Origin of the sequence: Vibrio sp. 1F253, assembly GCF_041439295.1 — a bacterium.
Lineage (GTDB): Bacteria > Pseudomonadota > Gammaproteobacteria > Enterobacterales > Vibrionaceae > Vibrio > Vibrio tasmaniensis_A.
In genome coordinates this window covers 124535-138588 of record NZ_JBGONU010000003.1, presented here as the reverse complement: position 1 = coordinate 138588, position 14054 = coordinate 124535, and the positions used below count along the sequence as shown (strand labels likewise).

The 14054-nt window shown below is 44.8% G+C and carries 11 protein-coding genes; 6 read left to right on the top strand and 5 right to left on the bottom strand.

From position 1 onward, the window contains the following. Positions 1 to 96: 96 nt before the first annotated feature. Together djlA and ACED28_RS02770 are read left to right on the top strand one after the other, a co-directional pair. Positions 97 to 951: a co-chaperone DjlA gene (gene djlA, locus ACED28_RS02775; protein WP_009847822.1), complete on the top strand. Its 855-nt coding sequence runs from the start codon at positions 97 to 99 to the stop codon at positions 949 to 951. 58 nt (positions 952 to 1009) lie between these two features. After that, positions 1010 to 1555, top strand: coding sequence for a DUF924 family protein (locus ACED28_RS02770; RefSeq protein ID WP_371709224.1), 546 nt, complete (start codon positions 1010 to 1012; stop codon positions 1553 to 1555). 97 nt (positions 1556 to 1652) lie between these two features. Here ACED28_RS02770 and ACED28_RS02765 read toward each other — a convergent pair whose 3' ends face one another. The 5 genes from ACED28_RS02765 to leuA all read right to left on the bottom strand — a co-directional run bounded on the left by ACED28_RS02765 (position 1653) and on the right by leuA (position 7475). After that, a complete protein-coding gene (locus tag ACED28_RS02765; protein WP_371709223.1) occupies positions 1653 to 2435 on the bottom strand; it encodes a DUF547 domain-containing protein in 783 nt (260 codons plus the stop codon). A gap of 156 nt (positions 2436 to 2591) precedes the next feature. Continuing rightward, positions 2592 to 3194, bottom strand: coding sequence for a 3-isopropylmalate dehydratase small subunit (leuD, locus tag ACED28_RS02760; RefSeq protein WP_017061388.1), 603 nt, complete (start codon positions 3192 to 3194; stop codon positions 2592 to 2594). A 14-nt stretch (positions 3195 to 3208) separates the two neighbouring features. Continuing rightward, positions 3209 to 4621: a 3-isopropylmalate dehydratase large subunit gene (gene leuC / locus ACED28_RS02755; protein ID WP_371709222.1), complete on the bottom strand. Its 1413-nt coding sequence runs from the start codon at positions 4619 to 4621 to the stop codon at positions 3209 to 3211. Positions 4622 to 4738: 117 nt separating this feature from the next. Then, positions 4739 to 5830 (bottom strand): 3-isopropylmalate dehydrogenase, encoded by a 1092-nt coding sequence (gene leuB / locus ACED28_RS02750; protein WP_371709221.1) that lies wholly within the window; start codon positions 5828 to 5830, stop codon positions 4739 to 4741. Positions 5831 to 5927: 97 nt separating this feature from the next. Beyond that, a complete protein-coding gene (gene leuA, locus ACED28_RS02745) occupies positions 5928 to 7475 on the bottom strand; it encodes a 2-isopropylmalate synthase (protein ID WP_009847816.1) in 1548 nt (515 codons plus the stop codon). Between the two features lie 567 nt (positions 7476 to 8042). On the opposite strand from leuA, the gene ACED28_RS02740 reads away from it, so the two are divergent. From ACED28_RS02740 to ACED28_RS02725, 4 genes are all read left to right on the top strand, one after another. After that, positions 8043 to 8702: a TetR/AcrR family transcriptional regulator gene (locus tag ACED28_RS02740; protein ID WP_371709220.1), complete on the top strand. Its 660-nt coding sequence runs from the start codon at positions 8043 to 8045 to the stop codon at positions 8700 to 8702. Next, complete coding sequence (locus ACED28_RS02735; protein WP_371709219.1) at positions 8702 to 10039, top strand: efflux RND transporter periplasmic adaptor subunit; 1338 nt, start codon at positions 8702 to 8704, stop codon at positions 10037 to 10039. Before ACED28_RS02740 ends, ACED28_RS02735 begins: the two co-directional genes overlap by 1 nt. Continuing rightward, positions 10036 to 13152, top strand: a complete 3117-nt coding sequence (locus ACED28_RS02730; protein ID WP_371709218.1) for an efflux RND transporter permease subunit — start codon at positions 10036 to 10038, stop codon at positions 13150 to 13152. Before ACED28_RS02735 ends, ACED28_RS02730 begins: the two co-directional genes overlap by 4 nt. 292 nt (positions 13153 to 13444) lie before the next feature. Continuing rightward, entirely contained in the window at positions 13445 to 13969 is a 525-nt protein-coding gene (locus ACED28_RS02725; RefSeq protein ID WP_009847812.1) for a phosphatase PAP2 family protein, read from the top strand. Positions 13970 to 14054 lie beyond the last annotated feature (85 nt).

The following is a 14054-nucleotide window of genomic DNA, read 5'->3' as shown; positions in this document are numbered from 1 at the left end:
ATTAATAAAGCATTTTCCTTATGATAAAGGAAATATTAGCATTCAGCATCATCAGACAGCATTACTCAGACAAAATTCATAGATAGAGAACACATAATGCAAATATTTGGCAAAATTTTGGGCGCTTTTTTTGGTTTTTTATTTGGGGGGCCGCTCGGTTTAGTTTTTGGCCTATTTTTAGGGCACCAGTTCGATAAAGCTCGCCGATTGAACCAATCGGGCTTCAATAGCTCTGGTTTTGGACGAGGTCCAAGCCAAGCTGAAAGACAAAACGAGTTTTTTAAATCCGCCTTTGCGGTTATGGGACACGTTGCTAAAGCTAAGGGGCAGGTCACGCCAGAAGAAATTCAGCTAGCTTCTACAATGATGGAGCGTATGAACCTGCATGGCGAACAACGTAAAGCGGCGCAAGATGCGTTTCGTGATGGCAAAGAAAGTGACTTCCCGTTAAGCGATGTGCTTGAGCGTGTGAAGATCTCATCGGGCGGCCGTTTTGATCTTCTGCAGTTCTTTTTAGAGCTACAGGTATCCGCAGCATTTGCCGATGGAAGCTTGCACCCAAGTGAGCGTCAGGTCTTACATAAGATAGCGCAAGGTCTTGGCTTTTCTGCAGAACAACTAGAACGCCGTTTACAGATGCAAGAAGCTGCATTCCGTTTTCAACAGCAGGGTGGAAGCTTTGGTGGCCATCAAGGGCATGGGCAATCATCGGGTTGGCAACAGGCTTCGCAACAAAACCAACTGGCCGATGCGTTTAAAGTTCTCGGTGTGAGTGAAAGTGCCGACGGTAAAGAGGTGAAGAAAGCTTACCGCAAGCTGATGAATGAGCATCACCCAGATAAACTGATGGCGAAGGGTTTGCCACCAGAAATGATGAATGTCGCGAAAGAAAAATCGCAAGAAATTCAGAATGCTTATGATCTGATAAAGAAAGTAAAAGGTTTTAAGTAATCGAACATAGACCGAGTCATACTATTAAATGATTCGGTTTTTTATTAAAGGGAATTATATGACGGTAACGTATCAGGATGTTCTAGAGTTTTGGTTCGATGAATTGACGCCAAAAGACTGGTTTACTGGCGGCGAAGAAATTGATGCTTTAATAGAATCTCGATTTTCTGAACTGCATAAAGCAGCCGTTCAAGGTGAGCTATTTGAGTGGCGACAAACTGCGCAAGGACGCTTGGCAGAGATTATCGTGCTTGATCAGTTTTCTAGAAATCTTGGCAGAAACAGTCCTACAGCTTTTTCGGCTGACCCAATGGCGTTGGCTCTAGCCCAAGAGGCGGTAGCGGGTGGTTTTGATCACCAGCTTAACGAGCAACAGAAAAGCTTCCTGTATATGCCTTATATGCACAGTGAATCTTTGTTAGTCCATGAACAAGCCGTGGAGCTCTTTTCTCAAACGGGATTGGAACATAATCTGGATTTTGAGTTTAAGCACAAGGTTATCATTGAGCGATTTGGGCGCTATCCGCACCGTAATGAAGTGTTAGGGCGAGATTCGACTCCCGAAGAAATTGAATTCTTGCAGCAACCGGGCTCAAGCTTTTAATCGTAGAAATACGGTCAAAGAATTGAGAAGAGGCTAGAGGTTAATAAAAACCTCTAGCCTCTTTTTTTTGCTTTAGTAATGAACTTTAGCGTTAGAGCTAGTTTGCTTGGTTGAGCGACCAATCGTATTCATAACTGATGTTTTGAGTATTCGTTACAGGTTGAGTTCGATATTGTTCTAAGTGACGAATAAGTTGTTTCTCTGTACCAAAATCCACAGCAAACCATTCGTAAATCGATGATAGTTGAAGCTTGTTATTTGTTTCCAGTACGCCTTTGTCACTGCTTACAAACTCAGTTGCAGCTTGCTCTAGCAAGGCTTCAATATTGTCAGAGGTAAAAGCGTCAGGTTGTAAGTTAGGGCAACCTAGGCTGGCACAGTTCACTGCATAATGCGTACGAGGGTCTTGCCAAATTGGTCTGAGGATTCGGTGTTCAATGTCATTGAGTGTCAGTGATTTTCCGTTAACGACTACCACATCATCTCCCCACGGCCCGAAACTAAATAGTCCGCCAAGTTTAGTGATGGATTTGATCGGGTAGGCATCAAGAATCAAATCGACAGTCACGACATTGTATAGGTTAACCCAATAGGCATACTGCTCCGCTTTTGAATAGTCGAGCGGATTAACCTGTTCGAGTTGCTTGATGTATTGCTTGAGCTTTTTCTTATCGGCAGTATTCACTGCTTTGTAGTGAACTAACGTATTTTGCCCCTGTTTAACCAAGTAGCTATCGAGGAATTGTTGCCAATCTTGATGAGATACCTGTTCTAGGTTGGTTTCGTCGCTTTGATTCCAGTATGGCCAAAGATCGGATTTAGGCGCAGACCAAGCTAAGGTTGAGAAAAGTAGGCTGACAATAAAAAGTAGTTGTTTCATGGCATTCTCCTGATGACTGACTACTAAGACCTTAAGGCTTACCATTTTCTTTCATTGCCCTTCATTTAAATAAACATATGAAGTTAAGTTAAAAGCTTAGCCAAATAAAAAAGGTTGGCACTTGGCCAACCTTTAGATTTATTCAGAAACGTCTCACTATTTTAGGAAGCTAGGAATCTTAGCTTCAAACTCTGAAATCTTATCGGCGTGTTGAAGTGTAAGGCCGATATTATCTAAACCATTCAGTAAGCAGTGACGACGAAACTCATCAATTTCAAACGAGTACTCTTTGCCGTTCGCGCTGACTTTCATTGCTTCTAGATCAACCGTGATTTCTGCACCTTCATTCGCTTCAACGAATTGGAATAGCTCATCCACTTCTTGCTCAGTCAATCGAACTGGAACCATTTGGTTATTGATCGAGTTACCGTAGAAAATGTCGGCAAAGCTTGGCGCGATCATCACTTGAATACCGTAATCGGCAAGCGCCCACGGTGCGTGTTCACGAGATGAACCACAACCGAAGTTCTCACGAGCCAGTAGAATCGAAGCGCCTTGGTAACGTGCCTCGTTCATTACAAACTCAGGGTTTGGTTGTTGGCCTGCGTCATCTAGGAAGCGCCAATCGTGGAACAAGTGTTTACCAAAACCGATGCGGTTTACTTTCTGTAGAAACTGCTTTGGAATGATCGCATCAGTATCGATGTTGGCCGTATCTAGAGGAACGACTAATCCGGTGTGTTGTTGAAAACCTGACATGTTAAATCCTCTAATTAAAGTTCACGAATATCGACAAAGTGACCAGCGATTGCCGCTGCGGCTGCCATTGCTGGGCTAACTAGGTGCGTACGACCATCACGGCCTTGGCGACCTTCAAAGTTACGGTTTGATGTAGAAGCACAGCGCTCTTGTGGACCTAGACGGTCGTTGTTCATAGCAAGACACATAGAACAGCCTGGTAAACGCCATTCAAAGCCTGCTTCGATGAAGATTTTATCTAGGCCTTCAGCTTCAGCTTGTGCTTTAACTTGCTCTGAACCTGGAACGATAAGCGCTTGAACATGTTTCGCTACTTGACGGCCTTTCGCTACCGCTGCTGCTGCACGCATGTCTTCGATACGCGAGTTAGTACAAGAACCCACGAACACTTTATCTACGTTGTAATCAGATAGAGATTTACCGGCTTCAAGGCCCATGTAAGCCAGAGCTTTTTCTGCAGATGCTTTTTCAACAGGGTCAGCGAAGCTTTCTGGTGCAGGGATTGGCGTGTCTACCGAGATAACCTGACCTGGGTTAGTACCCCAAGTAACTTGTGGTTTAATATCTGCTGCTTCTAATGTAACAACTGCATCGAATTCAGCGTCAGCATCGGTTTTCAATGTGTCCCAGTATTCGATTGCCGCTTCTAAGTCTTGGCCTTGTGGAGAGAACTTACGACCTTTGATGTACTCGTATGTCGTTGCATCAGGGGCAATTAGACCTGCTTTAGCGCCAAGCTCGATAGCCATGTTACATACCGTCATACGACCTTCCATCGTAAGGTCTGTAATTGCCTCACCACAGAATTCCACAACGTAGCCAGTACCGCCTGCAGATGTAGTTTTACCGATGATCGCTAACACGATGTCTTTTGCAGTGATGCCTGGAGCCACCTTGCCTTTTACTTCGATCTTCATCGTTTTAGCACGAGCTTGTTTTAGTGTTTGCGTAGCTAGAACGTGCTCAACTTCTGAAGTACCGATACCGAATGCAAGAGAACCAAATGCACCGTGTGTAGCCGTGTGTGAGTCACCACATACGATGGTCATGCCCGGCAGAGTAATACCTAGCTCAGGGCCCATTACGTGCACAATACCTTGGTATTTGTGGTTTAGGTCGTAGAGCGTGACACCAAACTCTTCACAGTTTTTCGATAGCGTTTCCATTTGGATACGAGCCATCTCACCAGAGGCGTTGATGTCTTTCGTTTGTGTCGATACGTTGTGATCCATGGTTGCAAAAGTTTTGCCTACTTGGCGAACTTTACGACCTTTTTCACGCAGGCCATCAAAGGCTTGTGGTGATGTTACTTCGTGGACTAAGTGGCGATCGATATAAAGAATTGGCGTTTCGCCCTTCGCTGCAACTGCAACGTGAGCGTCATAAACTTTTTCGTATAAGGTTTTTGCTTGCTGGTTTGTCGACATAGCTTTTCTTCCTTGGGAGCATCAGTCCCAGTGTTTGTTTCTAGCCAAGTCATACAGTCTAAGCTGACTTGGCTTGATATTATTTTTATGTACTTGCTTTTAATCTAAGCATCTAGCTTATGAAGCTAAGATGTACTCAGCGATCTTGTCACCCATTTCTGAGGTAGTCAGCGCTTGGTTCTTGCCTGCAAGGTCTGCTGTTAGCTCGCCTGCAGAAAGTGCTTTAGATACCGCTGTTTCGATGTCTTGCGCTGCCGCTTCTTCGCCTAGGCTGTAACGAAGCATTAGCGCTGCCGAAAGAATTTGCGCGACTGGGTTCGCAATGTTCTTACCTGCGATATCTGGAGCACTGCCACCTGCTGGTTCGTATAGGCCGAAGTTGCTTTCGTTCAAGCTTGCAGAAGGAAGCATACCCATAGAGCCTGTGATCATTGCACACTCATCAGAGATGATGTCACCGAAGATGTTTGAACAAAGCATCACATCAAACTGAGATGGATCTTTGATTAGTTGCATGGTCGCGTTGTCGATGTACATGTGGTTTAGCGTGACATCTGGGTAATCTTTTGCGATCTCTTCAACCACTTCACGCCATAAGATAGAGCTCTGAAGAACGTTCGCTTTATCGATTGAGTAAACGTTTTTGTTACGTAGACGAGCAGATTCAAAAGCAATCTTTGCAATACGTTCGATTTCGTAACGGTGGTAAACCTCAGTATCAAACGCTTTTTCAGTTGCGCCTTCGCCTTCACGGCCTTTTGGTTGACCGAAGTAGATACCGCCCGTTAGTTCACGAACAACAACGATGTCGAACCCGTTTCCTGAGATATCAGTACGTAGAGGAGAGAAAGACTCTAAACCCTTGTGGATTTGCGCAGGACGTAGATTACAGAACAGTTGGAAGTGTTTACGTAGCGGAAGTAGGGCACCACGTTCAGGTTGGTCGTTTGGTGGAAGGTGTTCCCATTTAGGGCCGCCGACAGAACCAAAAAGTACCGCGTCAGATTCTTCACAGCCTGCAACTGTGGCTTCTGGAAGTGGACAGCCGTGGTTATCAATTGCGATACCACCAACATCATACTCTTCGCGAGAAAAGCTAATTGCGTGTTTCTTTTCAATCGCGTCTAGCACTTTGTGTGCTTGTTGCATTACTTCTGGGCCAATGCCATCACCAGGTAGTACGGCAATTTTGTATGATTTATCTGTCATGTTAATCCTTTAATTCTTGTTACTGAGCTGTTTGGCTCGTTTTAAATTTTGTCCCTAAAGCCAACAACATCGGCTCTAGGGCTCTGTTATTGGGGTCTTAAACTGTCGCGAATTTTTGCTGCTTCATTTCAGCAATAGTGTCTGCGCGTTGAATGCTATTGATAACGTGTAGCAACGCTTGACCAGAAGCTTCAACGATATCGGTTGAAACGCCAGTACCGTGGTACTTACGGCCTTTATAGTTAGCAATGATGTCCGCTTGACCTAAGCCATCTTCGCCTTCACCTTTTGCAGTTAGGTCGAACTTATCCAACGCGATCTCGTAGCCTGTTAAGCGGTAGATACATTGGTATAAAGCATCAACAGGGCCATTGCCGACAGCCGCTTCGCATTTCTCTTCATCACCACATTGCAGCTTGATGCTGGTGGTAGACATAACACTACCAGATTGTACGCTTAGGTAGTTAAGTTTATAGAAGTCATCTTCATCACGTAGATTCGCGAAGTGCATCAATGCTTCTAGGTCGTAATCGAACACCTGGCCTTTACGGTCAGCAAGCTTCAAGAAGTCTTCGTACAATGAATCTAGGTTGTACTCATTATCTTTATAACCCATAGCGTCCATGTGGCTCTTAACAGCGGCTCGGCCACTACGGCTTGTTAGGTTCAAGGCTTTGTTTTTCAAGCCAATAGACTCAGGCGTCATGATCTCGTAAGTGTTCTTGTTCTTTAGCATGCCATCTTGGTGAATACCTGAAGAGTGGCTGAATGCGTTAGCACCGACGATTGCTTTGTTGTCTTGAATTGGCATGTGGCAAAGCTGACTTACCAACTTACTGGTACGGTGGATCTCCTTGTGATCCAAGCCAGTATGAACACCCAAAAGCTCTTGACGAGTTTTGATGATCATTGCGATTTCTTCTAGAGAACAGTTACCTGCACGTTCGCCAATACCATTGATTGTGCCTTCAATTTGGCGAGCGCCCGCTTGCACAGCTGCAATTGAGTTTGCAACCGACATACCTAAGTCATCGTGACAGTGAACAGAGATGATCGCTTGGTCGATGTTGGGTACGCGATCGAATAGCGTTTTAATAATGCCACCAAACTCATTCGGTACTGTATAGCCTACCGTGTCTGGAATGTTGATGGTCTTAGCGCCTGCGTTAATCGCGGCTTCAACCATACGACATAGGTTGTCGATAGGGGTACGGCCGGCATCTTCACAAGAGAATTCAACATCATCGGTATAGTTACGAGCGTGCTTGACTGCTTTCACTGCCATCTCTACTACGTCATCGTAGCTGCGGCGTAATTTGTCTTGTACGTGAACCGTTGATGTTGAGATGAAGGTATGAATACGGAACTGGTCAGCAACTTTAAGCGCTTCTGCAGCGGCATCGATATCTTTCGCTACGGCACGAGAAAGCGCACAAATACGGCTGTCTTTGATGTGTTTAGCGATGGTTTGTACTGATTCGAAATCGCCTGGAGAAGAAATAGGGAAGCCAGCTTCGATAACATCTACACCCAGTCTCTCAAGAGCATAAGCGATCTGTAACTTCTCTTTTACCGTAAGGCTTGCAGCCAATGCTTGCTCGCCGTCACGTAAGGTAGTATCAAAAATTATTACTTGATCGTTCATGGGTGCTTCCTTATATCGATAATGAATCGATTGCTATCCAAATTATTATTAAGAATGATGTTCTTTTAAAAGTGCCAGTTACAAAAAAACCCGCTTAGTGCGGGTTTTAATATTTGTGTAGTTCTTGACCCACAACTTACCCGCGCGATTGGTTCACGATAAGGAGAAGTTTCAGCAGTAGAGAAGAAGAAAAAATCATTACACAAATATCCGTAAATAAACTGTTAACACCATATTTACCGTAATTTATTCTGAGCGTCAAACAAGAAAATCCAATATCAGCGTGCATTGGCAGTGTTTTGGTTTTGTTTGTGCTGTTTTTTGTTTAAGTGTTAGCGATATCAACTAAATGGTGGTTTTGTATTGGCGGGTTAGTTTATCGTTTGGCTGATGTGTAGGTTAAAACTTTGTAGTAAATATTTTTAATGGAACGATTCACCAAAAAAATCACAAGCGTGACTAAAGTAATTAATCAATTGATTAAATAGTGAGTAATTAATCTTCTACTGTTATGCCTGTTTATCTCTATAATTAATCGAATGATTAATTATAGAGATAGGTTGATGCATGACGGCACGAAAAGCGGGGCGACCTCAACAGAACTTAGATGTTCGACAATTATTGATTGAGCATGCTCGTGATCTGTTTGTCGTTCAGTCATACGACAAGGTCTCGACACGCCTGATTGCTGATCGTGCGGGTGTGAACATTGCGATGATCCGTTATTACTTTGGCAGTAAGGCTGGATTATTTGAGGCGATGCTGCGTGAAACGCTACGACCGATGCAATTGCAAATGCAGAGATTGGTTGAAGAAAGCAGCCATGAGAACTTTCTTGATTTAATGCGGACTTATTATAAAGAGATGGTCAAGGTCCCCAAGTTTCCTCGCTTGATTGCTCAAGTGATGAATATGCCTCCCTCTGAAGTGCAAAGAGAGTTGCTCGAAAAGGTTTTTCTCGATGTCGCCAAGCCAGCACAAGATGTCATTTTTGAAAAGCTGGTTGAACAAGGCATCTTAAAACAGAATATGGATCCAAAGTTGTGTCGAGTTTCGTATATAAGCTTGATGGTGTTTCCCTTCATTGCTCCGCCCCCTCTATTAGCAATCCATGGTATTGAGATTAATGAAGAATTTCTTAACCGTTTAATCGAACACAACATTCAATTGATGACCGAAGGCTTTATCAATGCACCGAGCCCTTCTGCAGAGCAGGACAAAAGATAATGAAAATAAATAAAAAACTACTCTTCTTTCCAGCACTTGCGGTTGGTGTCATCGGCCTTGTGACTGCGATTGGCTTAAAGCCGGATCTGCCGACTAAGCCCGCGGGAGATAGGGCTCGTCTAGTCGAAACAGTCAGTTTAGAACAACAAATGATCGCGCCGTTGGCAGTGGGCTTTGGCAAAGTAGTCCCTAAAGTTGAATGGAAAGCCATCGCCGAGGTGACAGGGCAGATTGTTTATCGACATCCAGACCTAGAAAAAGGGCAGATCATTCCAGCGGGAACTGAGGTACTTAAGATCGATCCTTTGGATTACGAGTTGAAGTTGGTACAAGCTGAAGCGGATCTTAAATCAAGCCAGACTTCATTAGCTAAGTTAAACCAAGAAGAAGATAACCTTAAGCAGACCTTAAAGATCGAAAAGAACCGCTTAGTGATCAGCAATAAAGAGCTGCAACGTAAACAAGATCTGCGCAAGAAAGGCCTAACTTCTCAATCCGATGTTGATCTCCAGCAGCAAAGTGCGTTGTCTCAACAGAAGCTTGTATTGGATATTGACAACCAAATTGCATTGATGCCAGATGAAAAGCGTGTTGCGGAAGCAGTGATTAAGGTGAATGTCTCTAAAGTAAAAGAGGCGCAACGCTCTTTGGATAAAACGACCATTACTTTACCTAGAGCGATGCGAATAGCTCAGGTCGATATTGAACAGAACCAAGTGGTTAATCTTCAGCAAGAGATGTTTGTTGCTCACGGGATTAAAGTTATGGAAGTTGAGGCGCAACTCTCTATTCACGATATGCAAACTTTAGCCTCAAGCTTTACTCAATTCCCTCGTGATGCCGCAGGCATACCAAACCCTTATGAAGCGCCAATCAAAGCAAGTATTCAGCTAAACAGTGGCAGCCTTAACCTCAATTGGCCTGCAAAGGTTGCGAGAATCAGTGAAACCGTTGATGAGAACCAAGCAACTGCGGGGATCATTCTTGAAATTGGTCAAGACTATTCAGCTCTGCAGCCAAGCAGTGCAACGCCTTTGGTCAATGGCATGTTCGTCAAAGCAGAGATTGAAGGCTTGGCCAACCTTAGTTGGGTTGTCCCAGAGCGCGCTTTGCACGGTGATAAGGTTTATCTGATGGATGACAATCAGCGCTTGCAAGTGGTGAATGTTGAAGTGCTTTATCGCAGAGACAATCAAGTGGTTGTGAGTGGCGAGCTACAAACTGGAGATAAACTGGTTCTCAATGATGTTCTGCCAGCAATTGAAGGCATGTTACTGAAAGAGTCGAACTCTGAAGAGGCCAAGCTTGAATCGGATACTCAGGAGAGTGCGTCATGATCAAGTTCTTTTCTAGGCACCCAACAGCGGCAAACTTGTTGATGCTTGGGTTATTGATCATGGGTATAAACTCATTATCAACCATCAAGCGTGAAACCTTCCCCGCTTATGATCCGCCTTACATTATGGCTGCCATCGTGTATCCCGGTGCATCACCACAAGAAGTGGAAGAGAGCTTGTGTGTACGAATGGAAGATGCCGTCGATGGCCTAGCTAACATTGAAGAGACTCAGTGTGAAGCCATCGAAGGTAGCGCACGTCTAATCCTGAAGTTGAATGAGAAAGCGGATATCGGCCGAATGCTGGTGGATGTACAAACTCAAATCAACTCGATCAATGATTTCCCGACTGAGATTGAATCGCCTGTTGTTCAAGAACTGGATTGGAATGAACCAGTTGTTGATATCGCCATCACAGCAGAAACGTCGTGGCCGGAGCTTAAGGCCTACGCTGAAGACCTCAAACGTATCATGAAGCTTGATTATGATGTTTCACTAGTCGATGTTAGCGGCTTCTCTGATCATCAATACCGCGTTGAACTGGATACTCAAGCGATTCGCCAGCTGGGTTTGAGTGTCGGTGATATCGCAGACCAGATTGGCCGTCAGAATGTAAAACTGCCAAGCGGTAACGTTGAAACACCAGACAAGAATTTTCTGATTCGTTTTGATGAAAGACGAATTACACCGGTTGAGCTGGAAAGTATCGTGGTTGGCTCTGCGCCTAATGGATCAGTGATCCGTCTGAGAGACATTGCAAAAATAACCGACCGCTTTGAGCTTGATGAACAGAAGGTGTTGTTTGATGGAAAGCCATCGGCTCTGTTGAAAATCAGTAAAAACAAAGAAGATGATGCGTTACGAATCAAAGAGAACGTGACGCGTTTCGTTGAAGATCAGAGCGCGATTGCCCCTGATGGCGTGACGCTACAAATGACCAACGATCTCTCGTCGGTACTTTGGGATCGCTTAACCATGATGGTGCGCAATGGCTGGCAAGGTATTGTTCTGGTATTTGCCACCATGTGGTTGTTCTTCAGTTTGCGTTATTCATTCTGGGTAGCTGCTGGCCTGCCGGTAGCCTTCCTTGGTGGTTTGTTCTTGATGGCTAACCTTGGTTTATCGATTAACATCATGTCATTGGTTGGCTTGCTAATGGCGATTGGTATCATGATGGATGACGCCATCGTGATAGCCGAATCGATAGCGTCCCATTTAGATCGGGGGCAAAACGTTGATGATGCGGTGTACAACGGCGTTAAGAAAGTGCTTCCCGGAGTGTTATCTTCTTTCTTAACTACGGTGTGTATTTTCGGTAGCTTGCTGTTTCTCGATGGAGAGATGGGCGCGGTGCTTAAGGCTGTTCCTCAAGTATTGATATTAGTGCTGTCGTTGAGCTTGATTGAAGCCTTCCTGATTTTGCCTAATCACTTGTCTCATTCATTACACAAAGAAAAGAATGACAAGCCAGCGCTGCGCTTCAAAGTTGTGTTGTTAGAGAAGTTTGAGAACTTTCGTAATACCACTTTGATGAACATGGTTGAGAAAGTGGTGACATTCCGCTATGCCTTTATGGGCGGAGTGCTGACCCTGCTGTTGCTTTCGGTAGCCTTGATTGCTGGTGGTGTTGTCAAATTCCAACCATTTCCTGAGTTGGATGGTGATATTGCCGAGGCTCGCATCATTCTTCCACCGGGCGCATCACTGTCTCAAACCGAGAAAGTGGTCGATAAAATAGTCGCATCTGCTGAACGTTTGAATGAGCAGTGGAGTGAAGACGTCGAGGACGGTAATAGATTGGTTGAGCATATCACCAGCCAATTCAATGCAAACGCGGATGCCAATGAATCAGGGCCACACTTAGCTACCGTGCGCTTAGACTTACGAGGTGCAGAAAGTCGCAACACGGTGATCGATGATTTCATTGATGCATGGCGGGAAGACATCGGCGATTTGGCGGACCCTATCTCGCTGGTTTTCAAACAACCGACGATGGGGCCGGGTGGTCGTGCTATCGAGCTCCGCGCCAAACATGATGATCTTGCTGCATTGAAATCGGCTTCTTTGGATATTCAGGAGTACCTTAATCAGTTTGATGGTGTGCATGGTGTGCATGGTGTTCTTGATGACATGCGCATGGGTAAGGAAGAGATCTTAGTTAAACTTCGCCCAGGTGCGGAAACCTACAATGTGAATGGGCAGATGATTGCTTCCCAATTGCGTGCGGCCTTCTTTGGTCAGACTGCGGATGAAATCCAAATTGGGGTTGAGAACATTTCGATTGAGGTACGCCTTGATAAAGAACAAGCGGGTGATTTACAGCAACTGGCTAACTTCCCAATCATCACTGCAGATGGCAGCCAAATCCCGCTAGCTACATTGGCAACGTTAGATTTCCAGCGTAACTACGTGCGAATTCAACGTATTGATGGGCTGAGAACCATCAGTATCTTTGGTGATATTGATAATAAGAAAGCGAGTTCATCCGCGATTCTGGCTCAGTTCCAAAAAGATGAAGCCGCCAAACTTATTCAGAAGTACCCGGGTTTACGTTTTGATTTTGAAGGTGAAGCCAAAGATGCCGCGAAGACCGGAGCCTCAATGGGCAAAGGGTTCTTGCTCGGCTTATTCGGCGTATTTGCGATTCTAAGTTATCAGTTCAGAAGTTACTTAGAACCTGTGGTCGTCATGTTGGCGATTCCACTAGCCTTCATTGGGGTAGTGGTTGGTCACTGGATACTTGGGCACGCTTTGAGTATGCCAAGCATGATGGGCTTTGTGTCGCTTGCCGGGATCGTGGTCAATGATTCCATCTTGTTAGTGCAATACATTCGTCACCATGTTGATGAGGGAGATAGCGTTCATGACTCGGTGGTGAAGGCCAGTCGCGAGCGTTTCCGTGCGGTATTTTTGACATCAATGACGACCGCAGCAGGTTTGCTACCGCTGTTGACGGAAACCAGCTTGCAGGCTCAGGTTATCCAGCCTCTGGTTATTTCAATTGTGTTTGGCATATTTGCTTCAACCTTACTGGTGTTGTTTATGATCCCTGCTGCCTACGCCATATTGGCGGATTTTGGGTTGGTGAAAAAGCATGAGCCATTAGCGCTATAGCCTTTAGCGCTATTATCATTAGTCAGCACTACTATCATTAGCGAACGCTATAACCATTAGCACGATAGAAGTAGCGTTTGTTTGCTTATATAAAGAAGCAAAAACATAGAAGAATAAAGCGGCCTTGTGTCGCTTTATTTTTATCGGCTGCTTCTAGGCTCCTATTAGCTTACTTAGTGAAAGCGGTTAATTCGCTTCAAAATTCATTTTAGTTCATTCAAAACGTCACTTAACTGTCATTTCAGGGGCATACCTTGAGCCTTAACTGAATAAGGATTGTTAAGGAGATCGTATGCGTACTATCGAACCTGTTGTCCGCTGGGATGTGGCATTTTCTGTTTTCTGTTTGAAGAACCGTTATAGCGGGCAACATGCAACATTGAGTAAAGCGGTGTCTCATACCGGGGATGGTCATCTATATGTGTTGATCGCTCTGATTGCGCTGTTAGCTGATGGCTACACAGGTCGTGAATTTTTAATGGTTGGTCTAGCCGCTTTTGCGATAGAGCTACCGATTTATTGGGTAGCCAAAAACACCCTAAAGCGCCGCAGACCCGCTGAATTCTCTTCATTACTTCACTCTCACATTGTGCCGTCAGATAAATACAGCCTGCCATCTGGGCACTCCGCTGCTGCATTTGTTATGGCGACTCTAATCGGACATTTTTATCCAAGTCTCTATCTCTTTAGCTTGATTTGGGCGACAGCGATTGCAGGCTCTCGAATCCTACTCGGTGTGCACTTTTTAACGGACGTACTGATTGGCGCAGCGCTAGGTATAGCGTGCACAAGCCTAGCCATTTACTTCATTTTATAGCGCTTAGTCGTATGGCTGTTTGTTCTGTTGTTCATATTAAAAAGACACAGGCAAAGACAGCAGAGCTCGAATTATTCATCTTCAA

What these genes read in the sequence shown, in the direction of transcription:
- djlA (WP_009847822.1), top strand. Translation starts at nt 97, where the DNA reads ATGCAAATATTTGGCAAAATTTTGGGCGCTTTTTTTGGTTTTTTATTT.
- leuC (WP_371709222.1), bottom strand. Translation starts at nt 4,621, where the DNA reads ATGTCGACAAACCAGCAAGCAAAAACCTTATACGAAAAAGTTTATGAC.
- ACED28_RS02735 (WP_371709219.1), top strand. Translation starts at nt 8,702, where the DNA reads ATGAAAATAAATAAAAAACTACTCTTCTTTCCAGCACTTGCGGTTGGT.
- leuA (WP_009847816.1), bottom strand. Translation starts at nt 7,475, where the DNA reads ATGAACGATCAAGTAATAATTTTTGATACTACCTTACGTGACGGCGAG.
- ACED28_RS02740 (WP_371709220.1), top strand. Translation starts at nt 8,043, where the DNA reads ATGACGGCACGAAAAGCGGGGCGACCTCAACAGAACTTAGATGTTCGA.
- ACED28_RS02770 (WP_371709224.1), top strand. Translation starts at nt 1,010, where the DNA reads ATGACGGTAACGTATCAGGATGTTCTAGAGTTTTGGTTCGATGAATTG.
- ACED28_RS02730 (WP_371709218.1), top strand. Translation starts at nt 10,036, where the DNA reads ATGATCAAGTTCTTTTCTAGGCACCCAACAGCGGCAAACTTGTTGATG.
- ACED28_RS02765 (WP_371709223.1), bottom strand. Translation starts at nt 2,435, where the DNA reads ATGAAACAACTACTTTTTATTGTCAGCCTACTTTTCTCAACCTTAGCT.
- leuB (WP_371709221.1), bottom strand. Translation starts at nt 5,830, where the DNA reads ATGACAGATAAATCATACAAAATTGCCGTACTACCTGGTGATGGCATT.
- leuD (WP_017061388.1), bottom strand. Translation starts at nt 3,194, where the DNA reads ATGTCAGGTTTTCAACAACACACCGGATTAGTCGTTCCTCTAGATACG.
- ACED28_RS02725 (WP_009847812.1), top strand. Translation starts at nt 13,445, where the DNA reads ATGCGTACTATCGAACCTGTTGTCCGCTGGGATGTGGCATTTTCTGTT.